Raw genomic sequence first — 21,453 nt, 5'->3', positions numbered from 1 at the left:
GCTCAGGCTTCCTGTTTCTTGAGCAACAGCGCCGCGACCCCGACGAACACCGGAGTGAACGCGGCGATAAGCAGGATATTTGGCCAAAGCTCGCCGAAATTCAGCGCCTTGTTGAAGGCGCCCACGCTCATCTGCATGAAGTAGTTGGTGGGCCACAGCGCCGCCATGATGCGCGCAAAGCCTTCCAGCGTATCGACCGGCTGTGTCAGCCCCGAGAACTGGACCGTCGGCATCATGGCGATGATTGTGGTGGCAAAGACGGCGGCCACCTGGCTTTTGGTAAAGACCGCGATGATCAGCCCGAAGCCCGTCGAGGCAAAGACATAGACGAGCGCGCCCAGCGCCAGCGCGGCGCCGCTGCCTTGCAAGGGCACCCCGAAGAGCAAGACCGCCATCGCGGTCAGGATCAGCCAGTTGATCAGCCCGATCCCCACATAGGGCAACTGCTTGCCCAGCAGGAACTCCAGCTTGCCGGTGGGCGTGACGTAGAAATTGGTGATCGTGCCGATCTCGCGTTCGCGGCTGATGCTGACGGCCATCAGGATCGCGGGAAAGAGCATCAGCAGGATCGCCGGAACCGAGGGCGCCATTGACGGCAGCGACTCAAAGCTGGGGTTGTAGCGGTAACGCGGCTCGATATTGACCAGGGGTGCGCTGCCCGTCTGTCCTTCGCGCATCATCCGATCGCCGACAAATGAAGCGTGTGCGCCCTGAACATAGCCTTCGATGGTTGAGGCGCGCGTCGTATTCGCGCCATCGATCCAGGCCGCCACAGAGACAGGCTGGCCGGTGGTTACGGCGCGCCCGAACCCTGCCGGAATCTCGATGGCCAGCGTCACATCGCCCGCGCGCATGCGCTGGCGAAGCTGCTCGGCGCTTTGCACTTCGGGACGTTCGACAAAAATGGTCGAGCCTTCGAAATTGGCCAGATAGGCGCGGCTTTCGGGAGTGCGGTCCTGATCGAAGGCGGCGTAGGACAGATCCTCGACATCGCTGGAAATCCCGTAGGCGAACATCAGCATCAGGATCATCGAGCCGAGAAAGGCGAAGGCCAGCCGGATCGGATCGCGCATCACCTCCAGCATTTCGCGGCGGCTGACCGCCAGAAGCCGGGTGAGGCCGGCGCCCATCCGGCGCCGCGGCCGCTCTCCGTCACTCAGCGCGGTCAGCGCCTCCTTCGGCCCGGTTTCGCCTATCGCGTCCCGAATGTAGCGGATGAACGTTTCGTTCAGCCCGTCCGATCCGCCGCCCTCGGCCAGGTTCTGCGGCGTGTCGTAGACCAGTACCTCGCCGGCATGCATCAGGCTGATGCGATCGCAGCGCAGCGCCTCGTTCATGAAATGGGTCGAGATAAAGATCGTCACTGCATTTTCGCGCGACAGATTTGCCAGCAGATCCCAGAATTCGTCGCGCGCGACGAGGTCCACACCCGATGTCGGCTCGTCCAGGATCAACATGTCGGGCCTGTGGATGACCGCGCAGGCCAGCGACAGGCGCTGCTTCAGGCCCAGCGGCAAATCCTTGGCAAAGGCATCGGCATGCGTGCCGAGGTCGAAATCAGCCAGCAGTTCGGCAATGCGGTCGTTGATGTCCGCGCTTGGCATGTGAAACAGGCGCGCGTGCAGTTTCAGGTTCTGGCGCACCGTCAACTCGCCCCAGAGCGAGAAGTTCTGCGACATGAAGCCGACGCGCTTGCGCGTTTCGATGTTGTTCGCATCCGCCTCTTTGCCAAAGAGCCACGCCTCGCCTTCCGAAGCGGGCAGAAGCCCTGTCAGCATCTTCATCGTCGTGGTTTTGCCGCAGCCGTTCGAGCCCAGAAACCCAAAGATCTCTCCCCGCTCGATCTCGAAGCTGACGTTGTTGACGGCGGTGAAATCGCCAAATCGGCGGGTGAGGTTCTTGGCCACGATGGCAGGGCCGCCGGGCCGGGTCTCGCGGGGGGGGATCACCAGCGGCCCGCCCTCGCGCTGCTTGTCCTGCGGCAAAAGTGAAACAAAGGCCGCTTCCAGATCGTCTTTGCCGGTTTGCGCGCGCAGATCCTCGGGCGTCCCGGTGGCTAGGACACGGCCCGCATCCATCGCCGCCAGCCAGTCGAACCTTTCCGCCTCTTCCATATAGGCGGTGGACACCAGCACGCTCATGCCCGGGCGTTCAGCGCGGATCTCGTCGATCAGATCCCAGAATTGCCCACGCGAGAGCGGATCGACCCCTGTGGTCGGTTCGTCGAGGATCAGGAAATCGGGATCGTGGATCAACGAACAGCAAAGCCCCAGCTTCTGCTTCATGCCGCCCGACAGCTTGGCCGCCGGACGGCTGAGGAACGGGTCAAGCCCGGTCGCCCGCGTCAGCCGATCGATGCGGCGGTGGCGCTCGGCGCTGTCATGGCCGAACAGCCGTCCGAAGAAATCGAGATTCTCCTGAACGCTAAGCTCCTGATAAAGGTTCTTGCCCAACCCCTGCGGCATGTAGGCGACGCGGTGCAACACCGCCTCACGGTGCGCCTTGTTCGCCATCGACCCGCCCAGAACGGTGACCGTGCCTTCCTGCATCTTGCGCGAGCCCGCCAGCAAACCCAGCAGCGTGGACTTTCCCACGCCGTCGGGGCCGATGAGGCCCAGCATCAGACCGGGCTGCAAATCAAGCGTGACGCCGTCCAGAGCAACGGTGTCGCCATATCGATGGCGCACGTCCACCACGCTGGCCACGTCGTTGGCGGCAGCGTCCATCAATCGGCTCCACCGGTGGCCGCAGCCTCGGCGGGGATGGGCTGGCCCACGAAGTCAACGGGCCAAGGCTGATCCTCGGCGCCTGCAAGACGCACATAGGCCATGCCGCGCAGGCCGGTGCGGACCATGTCGATGTTCTGCATGACCAGTTCCTGGGGCAGCCGCACCTTCACGCGGAACATCAGATCGGCGCGTTCCTCGGCGGTCTCGACGGTGCGCGGGGTGAACTGCGCCTCGGGCGAGACAAAGCTGACGAAGGCCGGGATCGCATACGGGATGCTGTCCAGCCGCACGCGCGCTTCAGCGCCGATGCCGGTCCGCATGGCCTCGTCGGCGGGCAGGAACACCTCCATGTAGACATTGCTGAGATCGAGCATCGTGATCACGCGCCCGCCACCGCCCAGGACTTCGCCCGGCTGTGCCAGCCGATAAAGGACACGTCCCATGACCGGAGCCACCAGCGTGGCATCCGCGATCTGCGCCTCGTAGAGCTGAACCAGCGCCTTCGACGAGTCTACGCTACGGTCCGCCGTGCGAAGCTGCGCCTTGGCTGCGTTCAAGGCGGCCCGCGCCGAGACTTCGGCGGTTTTCTCCTGATCGGCGACCGCCTGCGAGGTGACGCCGCGCTGCGCCAGTTCCTGCGCGCGGCCAGACTCCTCTTCGGCGAGGGCCAGTTCAGCCTCGCGCTGCGCGATCAGCGCCTCCACCTCCTCGATCTGGCTTTGTGCGCGCGCCACATCGGCCTCGGCCCGCGACAGCTGCGCCTCCAGTTCGCGGGTGTCCATCACGGCCAGAACCTGGTCGGCCTCGATCAGGTCCCCCTCACCCACGAGGATACGATCGATGCGCCCCGCAATGCGCGTGGCGATATCGATCTGCTCAGCCTCGATCCGGCCATTGCCGCTGGCAAAGCCTTCGGGCAGATCGCCTGTGTTCTGATCCCAGATATACCAGCCCATCGCGGCTAGGGCAGCCAGAACGCCGGTCACGGCAATCAGGGGGCGTAGATAACTCATTTGGCAAGCTCCGATTGTGCTGCGGCAAGCGATTTGGGGGCGTGAAAGATAGCGGTCTCTTCATCGGTCTGCAGGACAAGAATCCCTACCGGCGCACTACCCTTCTGCGGGTTTGCCGCATTGGCGGCGTTTGCGTCCTGATCCAGATCAACTACCATCCAGGCGATCAATGGGAAATGCCGGGTCATACGGGCGTGTTGCTGCGCAGTTCGACTCTGGCATGGAAGATGCTCCCGCAATTTACGACTCAATCGCGGGACACTCATATCTTTTGTTTAGTAAAAACTGAACATACAACTTGAGATATCTACCACCGCGCTCCGTCATGGCGCAATATCCTGCGCATCACCGGATCTTTCGCAGCGCCGTGGCCGTCGTGTCCAGTCCTTCGCTCATGGCACGGTAATAGGCGGCATACTCGGCCACACGCTTGCGAGCGCCGGTTTCAGATGACGGGATTTGTTTCAGCGAGTCCTCGATTTCGACTGCCGCGCGACGGGCGCGCATCGCGGCGCCCTCGACCATGTTCGCAAACGCAGTGTCGACCACTTGGAAGTAAACCTGGCGATCGCCCGGCTTGGCCACGCGTTTGATCAGTTGCTGACTTTCCAGCATGCGCACGCTGGAACTGACGCTGCCCCGGCTGACCTGCAGCGCGTCGGCAAGCTGCCCGAAGGACACCCGCTCTCCGTCGTAGAGCAACATGGCGAGAACACGGCCGGCGATCCGGGGCAGACCTTCGGACTGTGCGATCACGCCGATCTTCTCGATGAAATCCGCCCGTGCGGCCTCTGCCGCGCCTGGTTTCCCGGCCTTGTTCACGCTGCGTCTCCGTTGTTGCCGCGACATCGGAAAACTAGCCCGCATCAGCGTAGCGGTCCATTGCGTTCAGTAAAAAATGAGCATCCTTGCAGCGAGTGTCGCATGAAAAAGAATACCTTTTAAACCAAGGGTGTCATCAAAGCCTATGCTGAAGGACAGCTGGCCGTAATGGCAAGATCGTAGTATTGCGCGGGCCGTCGAGGAGCGTCTGTCTGCCGTGCGCGCGCAAGCTGGTCCGTCTTGGGATCGCCGTAGTCCATGCCGCGTTGCGCAGGTCTGACGGCGCGGCCACGCCAGAAATGTAGATCGAGTATCACGGCTAGGCACACCCACCGCGCGCGCATCTGCACGACGGATACCCTGTTTTGGCGCATCGATAACTGGATCGTGAGGAAATTGGCAGGGGCAGCAGGGTTCGAACCCGCGACCTACGGTTTTGGAGACCGTCGCTCTACCAGCTGAGCTATACCCCTAAGGCCGATCGACCGATTACGCGAGGCGGGCGCGGGAATCAAGACATCAATCGCCGATATCTTGCCGAAATCCTCCTGCGGTCAGCTATCGGTTTGCGCCGTCGCTGCGGCAGGCGCCTTGGTCGCGGCCGCAGCGGCCTTGGCCCGCGCGGCTGTCTTGCGGTCCGCAGCCGTACCGCCGAACCAATCTTCCTGGTACTTCTGGCGAACCAGCCAGTTCTGGATCAGCTTGGCCGCGTTGCGGCTGAGATTGGTCATTTGAACCTCTTTCGACTGCGTCAGCCCCGAGCCCAGCACCGTCTCGCCCGAGATTGATTCGATCACCGTGATCTGCTCGGGCTTTTCGTTCAGCTTCTGGCCCGCCGCATCGTCCCATGCGGTCACGTTGAGGATCAGCGCGGATTTGGGCGAGGCGACCACCGGCACGCCCGGCATGGCCAGAACATATCCCTCGATCGAAACGCCGATATGATAGAGCTTGTCACCATCATAGCGGCTAAACCGTTCGTCCACGGCCTGTTTCATCGACGCGATCCACTCCTCCTTTGAGGCGTCTCGCGACAGCGGCCCTTTCGTGATGTTCGGTGCGACGACGACATTATGGCCCAGCGCGAAATCGCCCAGCGGCACGGGCGCCTTGTCCAGATCGTTGGGATTGGTGCAGGCGGCGACCGAAATCGTAAGGCAAAGCAGGGCGAAAAAGCGAAGCATGGACGGCAATCCTCGGATCGTGGAACACAAAGCGGCCCATTCGCGATAGCGCAGACCGCCGCTATCCGCAACGAATTGCGCCTTTGCACGATTGTCCGGCGCGCCGGGACCGCTACATTATACCCATGAGCGATCAAGCCCCCCCTGTCCCCGCCCTGCCCGTGCGCGTCCCGCTGGTGACCGAGCCCATGGGGATTCTGGGCAGCCTTGGCGCCGCGCGCCGCAACGTGCTTAGCATCATTCCCGACCTCGCGACGCGCCAGCCCATGGTCTCGGGCCGGACGGGCAAGCGCTGGCACATGGTGATGGATCCCGGTGCCCTGCGCCGCGTGCTGCTGGAGAAGGTCGAGAATTATCCTAAGTCACTGGTCACCAAGAACCTGCTGCGCCCTGCCATCGGCCAAAGCATGTTCATCGCCGAAAGCGCGGAATGGCGCTGGCAGCGGCGCGCCGCCGCGCCGGTCTTTTCGCATCGCAACGTGATGAACCTGGCCCCGATCATGACGGCCGCCGCCCAGCGCAGCGCCGAGCGTATCGCCAGCGCCGGGCCGCGTGCAGTCGACGTGGCCGAGGACATGGTGCGCACGACCTTCGACGTCATTGCCGATGTCACCTTCTCGGGCGATGGCAGTTTCGACGCCAATGGCGTGCATAAGGCCATCGACGCCTATATCGCAGAAGCGGGCAAGATCTCGCTTTTCGATATCCTCGGCCTGCCCGATTGGGTGCCGCGTCCGGGGCGCGTCATGTCAGGCTCGGCCCTGCGCGACATGAAGCGCGTGGCGGACGATGCTGTCGAGGCGCGGCGCAAGCGCGGACCGCAAGGCGTGCCGGACCTTCTGGACCTGCTGCTGGAGGGCGAGGACCCCGAGACCAAGCGCAGCATGAATACTGCCGAGCTGCGCGACAACCTGCTGACCTTCATCGTCGCCGGTCACGAAACGACGGCGCTGACGCTGGCCTGGTCGCTTTATCTTTGCGCTTTTGATCAGCGCGTGCAGGACAAGGCGCGCGAGGAGGTGCGGCGCGTCTGCGGCGATGGCCCGGTGACCGGCGCGCATGTAGCGGATCTGCCCTATATCCGCATGATCGCGGACGAGGCGCTGCGGCTTTATCCGCCAGCCGCGATGATCTCGCGCAGCGCGCTCGCCGATGACACGCTCTGCGGGCGGCAGGTCCGGCGGGGCGATACTGTTATCATCCCGATCTATGCACTGCACCGTCATCATCAGTTGTGGGACGCGCCCGACACCTTCCGCCCCGAGCGGTTCGAGGCCCGCAAGGAGATGGAGCGCTACGCCTACCTGCCTTTTGGCGACGGCCCTCGCATCTGTATCGGGGCCAGCTTTGCCCTGCAGGAGGCGGTGATCATCCTTGCTACGCTGCTGGGGCGGTTCCGCTTCTCCCCGGTCAAAGGGCGTGATCCCGCGCCGGTGATGATCCTGACCCTGCGACCCGAGGGGGGCGTCTGGCTGACCGCCGAGCCAGTCTAGCGGGCGGCGGTTTTACGCCTGCGGGGAAGGCAGGCCGGGCGCTGCGCCATTGATATAGCCACCGTTCCGCTATCTGATCCGGAACGTCCACCACAAAAGGAGACTGCCATGACCCTTTCCATGATGACACGCACCACCCTTGCCGCGGCCATCGCGCTTGGCGCCGCCAGCACCGGCGCGCTGGCCCAATCCAGCCCCGATGAGCTGCGCGAAGCGCTGGTTGGCAACACGTTCCAGGGCGATATGGGCGGCGGCGGCTACGCCAGCTACTTCGGCGAGGATGGCCGCTACGAGGACGCATCGGGCGGCGGCACCTATGAAATCACCGACGAGGGCGTCTGCTATCCGGGCACGGATTTCGGCTGCTACATGGCCGAGGTGGATGGCAACCAGCTGGAGTGGTTCCAGAACGGCGAAAGCGCCGGGAGCGGCATGATCAAAGAGGGCAATACGCTGGAATGACGCGCAGACTGCTCTGATTTAAAAAGGCCCGTGGGACAGATCCGGCGGGCCTTTTCGCGGGCGCCTGCTCACTCGCAGATGGCCTGCAGATCCTGCCACTCTGCGGCGCCGAGAATGGGCGCGGTCTTGCCCTGCGCCTCGGCATGGGTGTGCGCGCGGGTGGCACGCTCGGCGCTGACGGGATGGGTCGCCAGATATCCCGGAAGCCCATCCATGCCCTCGCCCTCCGCCTCGGCCAGTTTCTCAAAGAAACCGGCCATCCCGGCGCTACTGATGTCTGCGCCGCTCAACATGCGCAAGGCAAACGCATCCGCCTGCGTTTCGGCCTCGCGCGTATAGCTGGCCTGCAGCACTCGCTCGCCCAAGAATACCGCAGCCGCGCCCCCGGTCACATCGCCCATCACCATCGACAGGAGGCCCGCCGACCCGGCGGCGCGCAGGGCATGGCGCGTCGCGTCGCGCGCCTCGACATGCCCGATCTCATGGGCCAGCACGGCGGCCACGGCGTCAGGGCCTTCTGCGTCGTCCAGAAGGCCGCGCATGATGACGACATGTCCGCCGGGTGCGGCAAAGGCATTGATCATGTCGTGGTCCAGAACCGCCACGTCCAGCTCGTAGGACAGCGCTGCCCCGGTGCCCAGCCGGGCAATCATGCTCTCCAATGCCGCGCGCCCTGCAGGCGCATCGCAGGTCAGCGCGCCCAGCCGCGAGGCGCCCAGCGCCGTCTCGATCTGGCCGACCACGGCGCGGCCAAAGGCGATTTCCCGGTCGATCGGCAGAAGGGCCGCCAGCGTGTCCGCCATGCGCGGCAGGATCACGAACAGCATCATCGCCACCGCCGCCACTGCCAGCGCGCCGCGCCGCAACAGGCGGCCCGTCGCACGGGGCCTGCGCTCGGCGCGCATCAGGCGGGGGCAGCGGGCGCGGAGCGCGGCGATCAGATCGCCATCGCGCAGCACCAGCCGCGCAGTCGACAGGGGGGCCGCATCGGACATGTTCTCGGGCTGGTAGAGCGTAAGGACCAACTGCCCCCGGGTTGCCTGCCCCGGTGCACGGCGCAGCAGGTTGAGGGGCCATTCCTCGCGCGTGCCGCCTGTCCCGCCAAGGATGATCAGCGTCCCGCCATCCTCTGCCAGCAGAACGCGCACATCGCGGCGGGCCGCGCTGAGGCCGTCATAATAGCGTGCAGGCACCGGCAGCATCAGAACGCCCCCCCGATATCCAGCGCATCGGCAAAGCCCTCGGCATCCGTGCCCGTATCGGCACCGCGCTGGCGTATATCATCCAGCGCGCCGGGTCCCTCCAGCCGGCAGCGCGTCACCAGATGGCGCAAAACCGGCTGCGCCACGCAGGTCATCCAGAGCGCGGATGAGATGGCCATGGCAAGCAGGTAGGCCAGCACGAGCGGCACCACCATCACCGCGAGCGGCAGCACATCCATCGCCAGCAGCGTCGCGGGCACCAATCCCAGCACCCCGAAGGCCATGCCCGAGCCGAGCGAGACCAGCAGCGCGCCGCCGACGATCTGCCACAGGATCGCCCATGTTTCGGGCGAAGCCCCAAAGGCGATTGGCGCATCGCCAAGGGTCAGGTGTTCGGCCAGATAGGCGAAACTGCCGACGCGGTAGGAGAGCATTCCAACCACGGTCCAGACCACCCCCAGCGCGCCCCAGAGACCGCCCATCACCCAGATTTCGGCCCAGAGGAATGCGCCCGCCAGCGCGATCAGGCCAAGCCCGACGAACAGATGCTTCATCGCCGGATAAAGCTCTTGCCAGCGCCCACCCTGGTGGAATGCCGCATCTCCATACCAGCTGCGATCCGCCTTGTATTTCTCAAGGTAGAACGTCATCCGCGGCCACAAAAGGCCCAGTGAGGCGAGCGTCAGCGCCCAATGCACCATCGCCCGCCAGACATAACCCCACGCACCCGGCAGCACGCCGAACCGCACGCCGCGCCAGCGGGTGCGCCCCATCTTGTAGCGGCGCGCGCGGTACTGCGCGAAAAACACTAACGGCAGGACCGCCAGCGACGTGATACCCAGTGCGCCGAATTGCAAGAAGGCCTGCGCAGGTGTCTCGGCCGCGCCGAAAAGTGTCAGCCCGAAATAGAACAGGATCATCTGCACCACGCCCAGATAGAGCGCCAGCACGACGATCGCGGCCAGAAAGCCGAGGAATTTTTCCATCCCTGTTCCGGAATATTCGAACATGTCGCCATCGGCCCCGGTCGCGGACCAAATATGCCGCCGGATCCGCGTCTTGGCCCAGAACCGATAGACGCCCAGCGTCAGCGCGGTCAGCATCGCGGTGCGCACTGCCAACCAAAAAAGCGGCCCCGCCGTGCCGAGATACTGGCCTTTCAGCGCCCCGCTCATATGTCCGCCCTTCCGCTGTCGGCCTGCCCCCCGCGCATTATCGCGAGCGCAGAGCACCTGTCCAGTGCGCGCGGTGATACACTTGACCATCCTGCGCAGCTTTGACGAGGCTGGAGCATGAAGCGCAGACTTGGGGGCTTTGACCGGATGACGATCGTCGACCCGTTCAGGAAACTACCTGATTATCTCTGCCGTTAAAGAGGGTTGAGCACCATAGCTCAGGTAAACTTGTTGTCGCGCGGGAATCCGCGGGGTGCCATGCGGCCGCTGCCCGCGCGCTTGCCCGTCCACTCGTCCAGTGCGGTTTCGGTGCGAGTGCGCCCCGCCGGATCGAACCAGCTGAGACCCGCCTCAAGATCGAAGGTGGTGGCATCGCTCAGCCCGCCATCCTTGTACTTTTGCAACCTTACGCCCTTGCCTCTCCCCATTTCGGGCAGTTCGGACAGTGCAAAAACCAACACTTTGCGGTTTTCACCCACGACGGCGACATGGTCGCCCGTCACCGGCTTGCACACCACTGCGCGGGCGGGCGCGCGGACGTTCAGCACCTGTTTGCCGCCGCGCGTCTGGGCCAGAACCTCGTCCTCGGGCACGACGAACCCGTTACCCGCGGAGGAGGCGACAAGCAGCTTGCGGCCCGGCTTATGGATCAGGATGTCGATGATCTCGGCCTCGTTGGGCAGATCGACCATGAGGCGCAACGGCTCACCCATGCCGCGCCCGCCAGGCAGGTTCGCGGCGGGCACCGTGTAAAAGCGCCCGTTGCTGGCAAAGACCAGCAAGCGGTCAGTCGTCTCGGCGTGGAAAAGGAAGCGCGGCCCATCGCCATCCTTGAATTTCAGCTCGCGGGTCAGGTCGATATGGCCCGTCATGGCACGGATCCAGCCCATCTGGCTACAGACCACGGTGATCGGCTCGCGGTCGATCATCGCCTCCAGCGGCACATCCTCGACCTCGCCCGCCACGGCAAACTGGGTGCGGCGCGCGCCGCCCTCATAGCTTTTGCCGAACGCTTTCTTGACCTCGCGCAGCTGATCCGCGATCGCGTCCCATTGCAGCTCGGGATGCTCCAGCAGGTCTTCGAGCTTTGCACGCTCTTCCATCAGCGCGCTTTGCTCTTTCAGCAGCTCGATTTCTTCCAGCCGGCGCAAACTGCGCAGGCGCATGTTGAGGATCGCCTCGGCCTGCAGATCGGTCAGCCCGTCCGCCTCCCCCTCGGCGGGCGCGACGTAATCCGACTCGTCCGTCGCGCGGGTGAACTCCCTGCCCCAATCCTCGCGCATCAGCGCAGCCTTGGGCGCCTCGTCATAGCGGATGATGTCGATCACACGGTCAAGGTTCAGGAAGGCGACGATCAGGCCCTCCAGCACCTCCAGACGGTGGTCGATCTTCTCCATCCGGTGCAGCGAGCGACGCTGAAGCACCTCGCGGCGGAAGTCGAGGAAGGCACGCAGCACCTCCTTCATTGAGCAGACTTTTGGTGTAACTCCGTCGATCAAGACGTTCATGTTCAACGAAAAACGCACTTCGAGATCCGAGTTGCGATACATCATGCCCATGAGTACCTCGGGCGCGACATTCTTGCTGCGCGGCTCAAGGATCAGGCGCACGTCATCCGCGCTCTCGTCCCGCACATCGGCGAGGATCGGGATCTTCTTGAGCTGGATGACCTCGGCGATCTTCTCGATCAGTTTGGATTTCTGCACCTGATACGGGATCTCGGTGACGACGATCTGCCACTGCCCGCGGCCCAGATCCTCGACCTCCCATTTGCAGCGCAGACGGAAAGCGCCGCGTCCGGTGCGATATGCCTGCGCGATATTCTCGGGCGGCTCGACGATCACGCCGCCGGTCGGAAAATCAGGGCCCGGCACGTAATTCAGCAGCGTATCGTCGCGCGCATCGGGGACCTTGATCAGATGCAGGCAGGCGTCAATCAGCTCGGCAATGTTATGGGGCGGGATGTTGGTGGCCATGCCCACTGCGATGCCCGACGAGCCGTTGGCCAGAAGGTTCGGAAAGCTGGCAGGCAGCACGACCGGCTCGGTCAGGGTGCCGTCGTAATTGTCCCGGAAATCAACGGCATTTTCGCTGAGACCCTCCAGCAGCGCCTCGGCCACGGCTGTCATGCGCGCCTCGGTATAGCGCGAGGCGGCGGGGTTATCGCCGTCGATATTGCCGAAATTGCCCTGCCCGTCGACCAGCGGATAGCGTACCGCGAAATCCTGCGCGAGGCGCGCCATCGCGTCGTAGATCGCCGCGTCGCCGTGCGGGTGGTAGTTACCCATCACATCGCCCGAGATCTTGGCCGACTTTCTGAAGCCCCCGGTGGAACTAAGCCGCAGCTCGCGCATTGCATAAAGAATGCGGCGATGGACGGGCTTCAGCCCGTCGCGCGCATCGGGAAGCGCGCGGTGCATGATCGTGCTTAGCGCATAGGTGAGGTAACGCTCGCCAATCGCGCGGCGCAGCGGCTCGGACAGCTGGGGAGGCACGTCGCCACCCGGCGCATCGGGGTCTTTGATGTCATCGCTCATACGCGCGGTGATAGCCGTGGCGTCTTTGCACGTAAAGCGCCTCTCGCGAGCGATTCGATACTTTTGCCGTTCTGGCAGGTGGCGAATCGTGTAAAGTGAATAATTAGAGATCGGCGGCTGCCTGCCGATCTGCAAGGGCCGGATGTTCAGGCCCGTCAGGTGCGCGGCAAGGCGCACAGAGGTGCAATGGGGGTTGCAGAGTTATGTGGCGTTTTATCCTGGTCAGTTTCGCGTTCCTTGGCCTCGCATTCTACGAGGCGAGCGGCGGCGCGGATTACACGCCTGCGCCCACCTCCTTGCAGGTCGCTATGAAGGGGAAACCTCTCTTTGCCACCCCTGTAGATTCCCCCGTGGCAATCGCCGATGCGGAGACGGTGCCCGAACCCAAGCTGGCCGAGGCGAGCGCGCCCAAGCCCGCCCCGTCCAAGCCGAAACGGGCGGAAGAGCCCGCGCCGCGGACATTCGCGGGCCTCTCCGGCATCCCGGAGAATGAGCGCGGAGGCTTCGAGATCACGCTTGCCTCCGCATCGCAGCCCCTCAGTGGCGGTGACGCAATGGAGCCTCGCGCCATCGACGCGGTCGGCACCTTTAACGCCGACAGCCTGGTGGCCGATGTGCGCTCCACCCCGATTGAGCAGGCGGTCGTCTCGACCAGTGGGCGCGCGGATATCCGCAGCATCGCAGGCGACATTGCCAACATGCGCAGTGGGCCTGGCACGAATTTCGACAAGGTCGATCAACTGACCCGCGGCACCGATGTCGAAGTGCTGGGACGGCGCGGCGCATGGGTCGAGCTGCGCGATCTGGATACCGGCCAGACCGGCTGGATGGCCGATTGGCTGGTTACGGCGGCTAATTGATTTGACCTCTGGCACGGCTGGCGCGGCGCGCACGATCCTCATCACCGGATGTTCCTCCGGCATCGGCTATGACGCGGCCCACGGGCTCAAAGCGCGTGGCTGGACGGTTTTCGCGGCCTGCCGCAAGGCCGAAGATTGCGCGCGGCTTCAAAGCGAGGGTTTCAACAGCCCTCTGATCGACTACGCGGATGAAAACACCATCGCGGCCGGTCTGGCCGAGGTTCTGGACGCATCGCACGGGCGGCTCGATGCGCTCTTCAACAATGGCGCCTTCGCCTGCCCCGGCCTTGTCGAGGATCTGCCCACCGGCGCGCTGCGCGAGATATTCGAGACCAACCTCTTTGGCTGGCACGACCTGACGCGCCGCGTAATCCCGGTGATGCGCGCCCAGGGCGCAGGGCGGATCGTGCAATGCTCCTCTGTGCTGGGCCTAGTCACGCTGCCTTGGCGGGGCGCTTATAATGCCACGAAATTTGCGGTGGAGGGCCTGACCGATACGATGCGAATTGAATTGCGCGGCACGGGCATCAGCGTCAGCCTGATCGAGCCAGGACCGGTCACCTCGCTCATTCGCCAGAACTCGATCCCGCATTTCGAGCGTTGGATCGATTGGGAAAATTCCGCGCGCGAGGCCGATTATCGCGCAGGTCTGCAAAAGCGGCTCTACACGTCTAACGGCCCGGACACGTTCGAATTGCCGCCCTCTGCGGTGACGAAAAAACTGGTGCACGCGGTCGAGGCGCGCCGTCCCCGCGCGCGTTATCCCGTCACCGTGCCGACCCATGCGATGGGCGTGGCCCGCCGCATCCTGCCCACCCGCGCGCTCGACTGGATTTTGTCGCGCGCCTGACAGAGCATTGCGCGCGCATGGCCCCCACGCCTGAATTTCCCCTTCGCCTTTGGGCTCATAAGGTCTACATCCGGGCCAGACCCATCTTCGGAGGCTCCCATGCTCAAAGATCCGCTCTTCCTGCTTGTCGCTGCTGCCTGCATTGGTGTTGCGATCATCCTCGCAATGGGGATCAGCACGTTCGGCAAGGAGGGTGCGGATAATGGCAAGCGGGCGAACAAGCTCATGCGCTGGCGCATCATCGCGCAATTCGTGGCTGTGCTGGTGATTCTCGCCTTCGTGACCCTTCACAAGCAATTCGGAGGCCAGTGATTATGGTCGTTCTCAACAAGATCTACACCCGCACCGGCGACAAGGGCGACACCGCCCTCGGCGATGGCAGCCGGGTGGCCAAACATTCGGCGCGACCCGCCGCCTACGGCACGGTCGACGAGGTCAACGCGACGCTTGGCATGGCGCGCCTGCATGCCACCGGCGAGACGGATGACGCATTGGCGCGCATTCAGAACGATCTTTTCGATCTGGGCGCGGATCTGTGCCGCCCCGGCATGGAGAAGGACGAAGAGGCCGAGTATCCGCCCCTGCGCGTCTCCGAAAGCCAAGTGGACCGCCTCGAAGCGGAAATCGACGTGATGAACGAAGTTCTCGAGCCGCTGCGCAGCTTCATCCTTCCGGGCGGGTCCAACCTTGCGGCCTATCTGCACCTTTGCCGCACCGTCTGCCGCCGCGCCGAGCGTCTGGCGACCGAGCTTGCCGAGGTCGAGACGGTGAACCCGGCGGCAGTGAAATATCTCAATCGCCTCAGTGATTGGTTCTTTGTCGCCGGCCGCATGGCCAATGACGGCGGCAAGAGCGACGTGCTCTGGGTTCCGGGCGCGAACCGCTGAAAGCGGCTGGCGGGGTCGCCGATGATATGGCAGGCTCGCACCGCTCCGGCGTGCCGGATGACGTGACCAGAACGGAGCCCCGCCCATGACTCTTCCCACCATCGCCATGTTCTGGGAGGGCCCGCCCCCCGGCTTTGTCGAGCGGCTGTGCATGACATCCTTCAGGGATGCCGGGCACCGCGTGGTGGTCTTTTCCTACGGGGGTCTCGAAGGTCTGCCGCAGGGCGTGGAGCAGGCATCGGCCAGTGATGTGCTGCCCCTTCCAGACACCATCGTGCGCCACGAACGCACCGGCAGCCCCGCCGTTCACTCGGACAAGTTCCGCTATCACCTGCTGGCCGGGAATGATGGCATCATATGGTCCGATACCGATGCCTACTGCCTGCGTCCGTTCGAGCCGACGCAGGGCTATTTCTTTGGCCGCGAGACCGACAAGATCGTGGCGAGCGGCGTGATGGCGCTTCCGGCCGGGTCGCCCACACTGCGGTCCCTCATCGAGTTTTGCGAGGATGAGTATGCCATTCCGCCCTGGATGATGCCGCGTCATCGCCGCGTGATGAAGGAACGCGCCGCAAACGGCGATCCGATGCATGTCTCCGAGATGCCTTGGGGCGCATGGGGGCCAAAGGCGCTGTCCCATTTCCTGCGGGCGCATGACGAGTTTCGCTTCGCGCTGGAGCCGCATGTTCTCTATCCCGTCCCGTTCGAGGACCGGCGGGATTATTTCCGTGATGCCGCCAAGACGTGGAAGCGCGTGCGCGATGACACCGTATCGATCCATTTCTATGGACGGCGCGTGCGCGCACGCCTGCACAATCGGTTCGCGGGTACCCCGCCCGAGGGATCGATCCTGGCTGAATTGGCTCTAAAACACGGCGTCAGCCCCTGACGCCGCCGCCACGACACTGCGCAAAACCGCCGACTGCCCCAAAAAGAAGGCGCGCCCGACCCCGCGTGTGACGCTTTTTCCCTGTTTTCCGTATTGCCGTTTCTATATCAACGCCGAGGAGAGCGTTTCTGGAGAGTCGCCGCGCGGCTCTTCGCCAATCTGAGGAGATTATGCCAATGAAGGTGATCGTGCCTGTCAAACGCGTGATTGACTACAACGTGAAGGTCCGCGTCAAGGCGGACGGGAGCGGTGTCGATCTTGCCAACGTCAAAATGTCGATGAACCCGTTCGACGAAATCGCCGTCGAGCAGGCCATCCGCCTCAAGGAGGCCGGCAAGGCAGAGGAAGTCATCGCCGTCTCCATCGGTGTGAAACAGGCGCAGGAAACGCTGCGCACGGCACTGGCGATGGGCGCGGATCGCGCCATCCTCGTCGTCGCCTCCGACGACGTGAACACCGATATCGAGCCGCTGGCCGTCGCCAAGATCCTCAAGGCGATCATCGACGAAGAGCAGCCCGGCCTTGTCATCGCGGGCAAGCAGGCGATCGACAACGACATGAATGCCACCGGCCAGATGCTGTCGGCGCTTCTGGGCTGGAGCCAGGGCACCTTTGCCAGCGGCCTTGACATCGAAGGCGATCACGCGCTGGTCACCCGCGAGGTAGATGGCGGCCTGCAGACGATCAAGGTCACGATGCCCTCGATCATCACGGTCGATCTGCGCCTGAACGAGCCGCGCTACGCGTCGCTGCCGAACATCATGAAGGCCAAGAAAAAGCCGCTGGATGAAAAAACGGCGGATGATTACGGCGTCGACGTCACGCCCCGCCTGCAGGTCACCGGCACCGCCGAGCCTGAGGCGCGCAAGGCTGGCGAAATGGTCGGCTCGGTGGACGAGCTGGTAGCGAAACTCAAAGAAGCGGGGGCTGTGTAATGGCTGTTCTTCTCCTTGCCGAAGTGACCGATGGCGAACTGGCGATGGATGCCACCGCCAAGGCCGTGACCGCGGCGACCAAGCTGGGTGACGTAACCGCGCTCTGCTGCGGCGCCTCTGCCGCCGCCGCCGGTGAAGCGGCCTCCAAGATCAAGGGCATCTCCAAGGTGCTCGTGGCCGAGGACGCCTCGCTGGGTCACCGCCTGGCCGAGCCGACTGCGGCGCTGATCGTCAGCCTCGCCGGTGATTACGAGCATATCGTCGCCCCGGCCACCACCGATGCCAAGAACGTCCTGCCCCGCGTTGCGGCGCTTCTGGACGTGATGGTCATCTCGGACGTGTCCGGCATCGTCTCGGGCGATACGTTCGAGCGTCCGATCTATGCGGGCAACGCCATCCAGACCGTCAAATCATCGGATGGCAAGAAAGTCATCAGCATCCGCACCTCCACCTTCGACGCTGCCGAAGACGGTGGCTCGGCATCGGTCGAGACGATCTCGGCGACCGACAATCCCGGCCTTTCGGAATGGGTCGAGGACAAGGTTGCCGCATCTGACCGCCCCGAGCTGACCTCGGCGGGCGTTGTCGTCTCTGGCGGCCGCGGTGTCGGCAGCAAGGACGATTTCGCCATGATCGAGAAGCTGGCCGATGCCCTTGGCGCCGCCGTTGGCGCCAGCCGCGCGGCTGTCGATTCGGGCTACGCACCCAATGACTGGCAGGTCGGGCAGACCGGCAAGGTCGTGGCGCCGGATCTCTATGTCGCGGTCGGCATTTCAGGCGCGATTCAGCACCTTGCCGGCATGAAGGATTCGAAGATCATCGTCGCGATCAACAAGGACGAAGAGGCGCCGATCTTTCAGGTCGCCGATTACGGCCTTGTCGCGGATCTCTTCGACGCCGTGCCCGAGCTGACCTCAAAACTGAGCTAAGCCGCCTGCTGCGCTAACATTTCTGAGAGGCCCGCCTGCCGCGATGCAGGCGGGCCTTTTTCGTCAACAGAGATGGGCCCGCAGCGCAGGCAGGATGGCCCCGACCACATCCCGATGCGCAGTCGGTCCGGGCAATTCAGCCGCGGCGCTCGCCTCGAATTGCGAGAAGGCCATGCCGCGCGTGCCCTCTGCGCGCGCCACCGCGCTATAGGGGGCTTCGACCATCTCTACCTTCGGCCCCTGAACTGCCGCCAGCATCGCGCAGGTGACGAAGGCGGGATCATCTGCCAGATCGGGATCGTCCGCGCGGGCCTGCGGTGGGTGCGCCGACATCCACAGCAGGATAATCGGTCCATCGATTCGGCTCAGCAGCAACTTCATCCGGGCGACCCACGCATCCTGCAGCTCTCGCCGCACCGCCGCGAACCTCTCCGGGGCGATATGCGCCAGGCAGCCCAGCATGTGCCGCGTGAAATGAAACTCGGTAAAATCGACCTCGGGAAAAATCGCCCGCAAGAGCGGTGAGGCCTGTACGAACCGATCATTGCGGCGCGGATGCACAGTGTAATATCGGTTCGACATGTTTTGCGCGCCCAGAACCTGAAGCACCGTCACCTCGGCCCGCGAGGCGGCGCCGATGACATCCCCATCATGCAAAAGAACGTCCAGCCCCGCATTCGGCCAGCCGAAATTGACGCAAGGCACGCCCATCTTTGCCTCGACCAGCGCGGGATAGGGCCGCGGCACAAATTTGCCATAGGTCTCGGTACCCCCCAGAAAGGCGACATAGCGCCCCGTCAGGTCCCGCTTGGGTCCGCGAAACAGAAGTTTCGATGTGCCATAGCGGCACGGCATGTAATCCAGAGGCGTTGCCCCGAGCTTTTCATAAGCCATTTTTCCCACCAATAAAGTTCACCCAAGGATGAGAATCGCCCTAATCCCTTTAGAAATGGCTAAAGCGTTAATTCGTCTAAAGATGTGAGGGAATGTCAGCGCAGCGCAGCCCTTGCGGCGCCCCTGCCCGAGGGCCTATTGTGCGACAAACGGCAAGCGGGGCAGCATTATGGACATCCAGACTATCGGCGTGGTCGGCGCGGGGCAGATGGGCAACGGCATCGCGCATGTCATGGCCTTGGCAGGCTATGAGGTGCTGATGACGGATATCAGCCAGGACATGCTGGAGTCCGCGATGGAAACCATGCGCCGTAACCTCGAAAGACAGGTCAGCCGCGAAAAGATCGCGCAGGCAGACATGGACGGCGCATTGGCCCGCATCAGCACCACGCTGACATTGACCGACCTTGGCAAGACCGATCTGATCATCGAAGCCGCGACCGAGCGCGAGACGGTGAAGCAGGCGATCTTCGAGGATCTCGTTCCGCACCTGAAACCCGATACGATTCTGACCTCCAACACCTCCTCCATCTCGATCACGCGCCTTGCCAGCCGCACGGACCGGCCCGAGAAATTCATGGGCTTTCACTTCATGAATCCGGTCCCGGTGATGAGCCTGGTCGAGCTGATCCGCGGCATCGCCACAGATAGCGAAACCTATGACGCCTGCCTCAAGGTGGTCCAGAACCTCGGCAAAACCGCCGCCTCCGCCGAGGACTTCCCGGGCTTCATCGTCAACCGCATCCTCATGCCGATGATCAATGAGGCGGTCTACACCCTCTACGAAGGGGTCGGGAACGTGCGCTCGATCGACCAGTCGATGAAGCTGGGCGCAAACCATCCGATGGGCCCGCTGGAGCTCGCGGACTTTATTGGCCTCGATACCTGTCTTGCCATCATGAACGTGCTGCATGACGGGCTGGCCGATACGAAATACCGCCCCTGCCCGCTATTGACTAAGTATGTCGAGGCGGGATGGCTGGGCCGAAAGGCCGGGCGCGGCTTTTACGACTATCGCGGGGAAGAGCCTGTGCCCACCCGCTAAGGCTGCGCGTTTTTCGAGTATTTTTGACCAGATGAAGTCGGCTTTTAACTAGGCATTAACGTTAATGCGTGCCTGATGGCTCTGCGGTACAGGTTGGAGAGCCGATGACCGACCAAGGTGAAGCCCCGCCGTCCTTTCCGCCAAGCGAGTGTCGGGCGGCGGGGTGACTTCCACCCATTCATCTTGGCAAAAATACTCAAATCCTGCCCGCGATTGCAGGTGCCGCGCTTTTGGCCGGTGCCTGTCAGTCTTTCTCTTCCATGCCAAAGCCCAGATGCTTGGCCACGGTAAAGATATCTTTGTCGCCGCGCCCGCACATATTCATGATGATCACGTGATCCTTGGGCAGGTCGGGCGCGATCTTCATCACATGGGCCAAGGCGTGGCTCGGCTCGAGCGCGGGAATGATTCCTTCCATGGCGCAGCTCAGCTGGAACGCTTCCAGCGCCTCCTTGTCGGTGATCGAGACGTATTTGGCACGGCCGATATCGTGCAGCCAGCTATGCTCGGGCCCGATACCGGGATAGTCGAGCCCCGCAGAGATCGAGTAGCCTTCGAGGATCTGGCCATCGTCATCCTGCAACAGATACGTGCGATTGCCATGGAGCACGCCGGGGCGCCCCCCCGTCAACGAGGCGCAATGTTCCATCTTGGCATTGACGCCCTTACCGCCAGCCTCGACGCCGATGATGTTCACCTCCTTGTCGTCGAGGAAAGGGTAAAACAGGCCCATCGCATTCGAGCCGCCGCCGATCGCGGCGATGAGCGTATCCGGCAGGCGCCCTTCGGCGGCCTGCATCTGCTCCTTGGCTTCCTTGCCGATGATGCTCTGGAAATCGCGGACCATGGCCGGATAGGGATGTGGGCCGGCAACGGTGCCGATGCAGTAGAACGTGTCGCGCACATTGGTCACCCAATCGCGCAGCGCATCGTTCATCGCGTCCTTCAGCGTGCCGCGGCCGGAGGTCACCGGGATCACTTCGGCCCCAAGAAGGCGCATGCGGAAGACGTTGGGCTTTTGCCGCTCGACATCATGCGCGCCCATGTAGACCACACATTTCAGGCCGAACTTGGCGCAAACGGTTGCGGTCGCGACGCCGTGCTGGCCCGCGCCTGTCTCGGCGATGATGCGGCTCTTGCCCATGCGGCGCGCGAGGATGATCTGGCCCAGCACATTGTTGATCTTGTGCGCGCCAGTATGGTTCAGCTCGTCCCGCTTGAGATAGATCTTGGCACCGCCCAGATGCTGCGTCAGACGTTCGGCATAGTAGAGCGGGCTGGGGCGGCCGACATAATGCGTCCAGAGGTCATTCATCTCAGCCCAGAAGCTGTCATCCGTCTTGGCATGCTCGTACTGCTCTTCAAGCTCCAGGATCAGCGGCATCAGCGTCTCGCTGACAAAACGTCCACCGAAATCGCCAAACCGGCCTTTTTCATCGGGGCCGGTCATGAAGCTGTTGAAGAGGTCGTTCATTTGGCAAGCCTTTCCTGACACGTTTGCAGATGGATATGGGACGCTGCCGGAATTTTCCAGCGAAAAGGCCGCC

At 63.5% G+C, this 21,453-nt stretch carries 20 protein-coding genes and 1 tRNA gene; 10 read left to right on the top strand and 11 right to left on the bottom strand.

The annotated features are described in order from the left end of the window. Positions 1 to 2 precede the first annotated feature (2 nt). From rbbA to ACEWPL_RS00330, 6 genes are all read right to left on the bottom strand, one after another. Positions 3 to 2,726, bottom strand: coding sequence for a ribosome-associated ATPase/putative transporter RbbA (gene rbbA / locus ACEWPL_RS00355; RefSeq protein WP_393935241.1), 2,724 nt, complete (start codon positions 2,724 to 2,726; stop codon positions 3 to 5). Continuing rightward, positions 2,726 to 3,742, bottom strand: a complete 1,017-nt coding sequence (locus ACEWPL_RS00350) for an HlyD family secretion protein (RefSeq protein WP_393935242.1) — start codon at positions 3,740 to 3,742, stop codon at positions 2,726 to 2,728. Before ACEWPL_RS00350 ends, rbbA begins: the two co-directional genes overlap by 1 nt. Then, positions 3,739 to 3,930: a hypothetical protein gene (locus ACEWPL_RS00345; protein ID WP_393935243.1), complete on the bottom strand. Its 192-nt coding sequence runs from the start codon at positions 3,928 to 3,930 to the stop codon at positions 3,739 to 3,741. The genes ACEWPL_RS00350 and ACEWPL_RS00345 overlap by 4 nt, the downstream gene beginning before the upstream one ends. 157 nt (positions 3,931 to 4,087) lie before the next feature. Next, the gene (locus ACEWPL_RS00340; protein WP_393935245.1) at positions 4,088 to 4,564 is read right to left on the bottom strand and encodes a GbsR/MarR family transcriptional regulator; all 477 of its coding nucleotides are present in this window, start codon (positions 4,562 to 4,564) and stop codon (positions 4,088 to 4,090) included. A 397-nt stretch (positions 4,565 to 4,961) separates the two neighbouring features. Beyond that, positions 4,962 to 5,037, bottom strand: a tRNA-Trp gene (locus ACEWPL_RS00335). 81 nt (positions 5,038 to 5,118) lie between these two features. Beyond that, the gene (locus ACEWPL_RS00330; protein WP_393935247.1) at positions 5,119 to 5,748 is read right to left on the bottom strand and encodes a hypothetical protein; all 630 of its coding nucleotides are present in this window, start codon (positions 5,746 to 5,748) and stop codon (positions 5,119 to 5,121) included. 125 nt (positions 5,749 to 5,873) lie between these two features. Between ACEWPL_RS00330 and ACEWPL_RS00325 the strand changes: the two genes are divergently transcribed. Continuing rightward, positions 5,874 to 7,241: a cytochrome P450 gene (locus ACEWPL_RS00325; RefSeq protein WP_393935249.1), complete on the top strand. Its 1,368-nt coding sequence runs from the start codon at positions 5,874 to 5,876 to the stop codon at positions 7,239 to 7,241. Positions 7,242 to 7,349: 108 nt separating this feature from the next. Continuing rightward, entirely contained in the window at positions 7,350 to 7,703 is a 354-nt protein-coding gene (locus tag ACEWPL_RS00320; protein WP_393935250.1) for a hypothetical protein, read from the top strand. A gap of 68 nt (positions 7,704 to 7,771) precedes the next feature. Here the strand turns inward: ACEWPL_RS00320 and ACEWPL_RS00315 are convergent, their stop codons facing one another. From ACEWPL_RS00315 to parC, 3 genes are all read right to left on the bottom strand, one after another. Next, positions 7,772 to 8,905: a M48 family metallopeptidase gene (locus tag ACEWPL_RS00315; protein ID WP_393935252.1), complete on the bottom strand. Its 1,134-nt coding sequence runs from the start codon at positions 8,903 to 8,905 to the stop codon at positions 7,772 to 7,774. Continuing rightward, a complete protein-coding gene (locus tag ACEWPL_RS00310) occupies positions 8,905 to 10,080 on the bottom strand; it encodes a DUF898 family protein (RefSeq protein WP_393935253.1) in 1,176 nt (391 codons plus the stop codon). The genes ACEWPL_RS00315 and ACEWPL_RS00310 overlap by 1 nt, the downstream gene beginning before the upstream one ends. Before the next feature lie 218 nt (positions 10,081 to 10,298). Continuing rightward, positions 10,299 to 12,617 (bottom strand): DNA topoisomerase IV subunit A, encoded by a 2,319-nt coding sequence (gene parC / locus ACEWPL_RS00305; protein WP_393935255.1) that lies wholly within the window; start codon positions 12,615 to 12,617, stop codon positions 10,299 to 10,301. 203 nt (positions 12,618 to 12,820) lie between these two features. Here parC and ACEWPL_RS00300 point away from each other — a divergent pair, with 203 nt between their 5' ends. The 7 genes from ACEWPL_RS00300 (at position 12,821) to ACEWPL_RS00270 (ending at position 17,967) form a co-directional block, all read left to right on the top strand. Beyond that, on the top strand, positions 12,821 to 13,477 hold the full coding sequence (locus ACEWPL_RS00300) for an SH3 domain-containing protein (RefSeq protein WP_393935256.1): 657 nt from the start codon (positions 12,821 to 12,823) through the stop codon (positions 13,475 to 13,477). A 1-nt stretch (position 13,478) separates the two neighbouring features. Next, entirely contained in the window at positions 13,479 to 14,327 is an 849-nt protein-coding gene (locus tag ACEWPL_RS00295) for an SDR family NAD(P)-dependent oxidoreductase (protein ID WP_393935257.1), read from the top strand. 99 nt (positions 14,328 to 14,426) lie between these two features. Then, positions 14,427 to 14,639 carry a twin transmembrane helix small protein gene (locus ACEWPL_RS00290; RefSeq protein ID WP_393935258.1) on the top strand — a complete coding sequence of 71 codons (213 nt, stop codon included), beginning with the start codon at positions 14,427 to 14,429 and terminating at the stop codon, positions 14,637 to 14,639. A 2-nt stretch (positions 14,640 to 14,641) separates the two neighbouring features. Next, complete coding sequence (locus ACEWPL_RS00285; RefSeq protein WP_393935260.1) at positions 14,642 to 15,214, top strand: cob(I)yrinic acid a,c-diamide adenosyltransferase; 573 nt, start codon at positions 14,642 to 14,644, stop codon at positions 15,212 to 15,214. An 85-nt stretch (positions 15,215 to 15,299) separates the two neighbouring features. Beyond that, entirely contained in the window at positions 15,300 to 16,103 is an 804-nt protein-coding gene (locus tag ACEWPL_RS00280) for a hypothetical protein (protein ID WP_393935262.1), read from the top strand. A gap of 176 nt (positions 16,104 to 16,279) precedes the next feature. Then, positions 16,280 to 17,038, top strand: a complete 759-nt coding sequence (locus ACEWPL_RS00275; RefSeq protein WP_393935263.1) for an electron transfer flavoprotein subunit beta/FixA family protein — start codon at positions 16,280 to 16,282, stop codon at positions 17,036 to 17,038. After that, positions 17,038 to 17,967: an electron transfer flavoprotein subunit alpha/FixB family protein gene (locus ACEWPL_RS00270; protein ID WP_393935265.1), complete on the top strand. Its 930-nt coding sequence runs from the start codon at positions 17,038 to 17,040 to the stop codon at positions 17,965 to 17,967. Before ACEWPL_RS00275 ends, ACEWPL_RS00270 begins: the two co-directional genes overlap by 1 nt. 63 nt (positions 17,968 to 18,030) lie before the next feature. Here ACEWPL_RS00270 and ACEWPL_RS00265 read toward each other — a convergent pair whose 3' ends face one another. After that, positions 18,031 to 18,861, bottom strand: coding sequence for a DUF6473 family protein (locus ACEWPL_RS00265; RefSeq protein WP_393935267.1), 831 nt, complete (start codon positions 18,859 to 18,861; stop codon positions 18,031 to 18,033). Positions 18,862 to 19,030: 169 nt separating this feature from the next. Here ACEWPL_RS00265 and ACEWPL_RS00260 point away from each other — a divergent pair, with 169 nt between their 5' ends. Further along, positions 19,031 to 19,906 carry a 3-hydroxybutyryl-CoA dehydrogenase gene (locus tag ACEWPL_RS00260; protein ID WP_393935268.1) on the top strand — a complete coding sequence of 292 codons (876 nt, stop codon included), beginning with the start codon at positions 19,031 to 19,033 and terminating at the stop codon, positions 19,904 to 19,906. Between the two features lie 244 nt (positions 19,907 to 20,150). Here ACEWPL_RS00260 and trpB read toward each other — a convergent pair whose 3' ends face one another. After that, entirely contained in the window at positions 20,151 to 21,380 is a 1,230-nt protein-coding gene (gene trpB, locus ACEWPL_RS00255) for a tryptophan synthase subunit beta (RefSeq protein WP_393935269.1), read from the bottom strand. Between the last annotated feature and the right edge of the window lie 73 nt (positions 21,381 to 21,453).

The organism is Roseovarius roseus, assembly GCF_043355935.2.
Taxonomy (GTDB): Bacteria; Pseudomonadota; Alphaproteobacteria; order Rhodobacterales; family Rhodobacteraceae; genus Roseovarius; species Roseovarius roseus.
The sequence above is the reverse complement of the archived record's forward strand: the minus strand, read 5'-3'. Positions and strand labels throughout refer to the sequence as shown.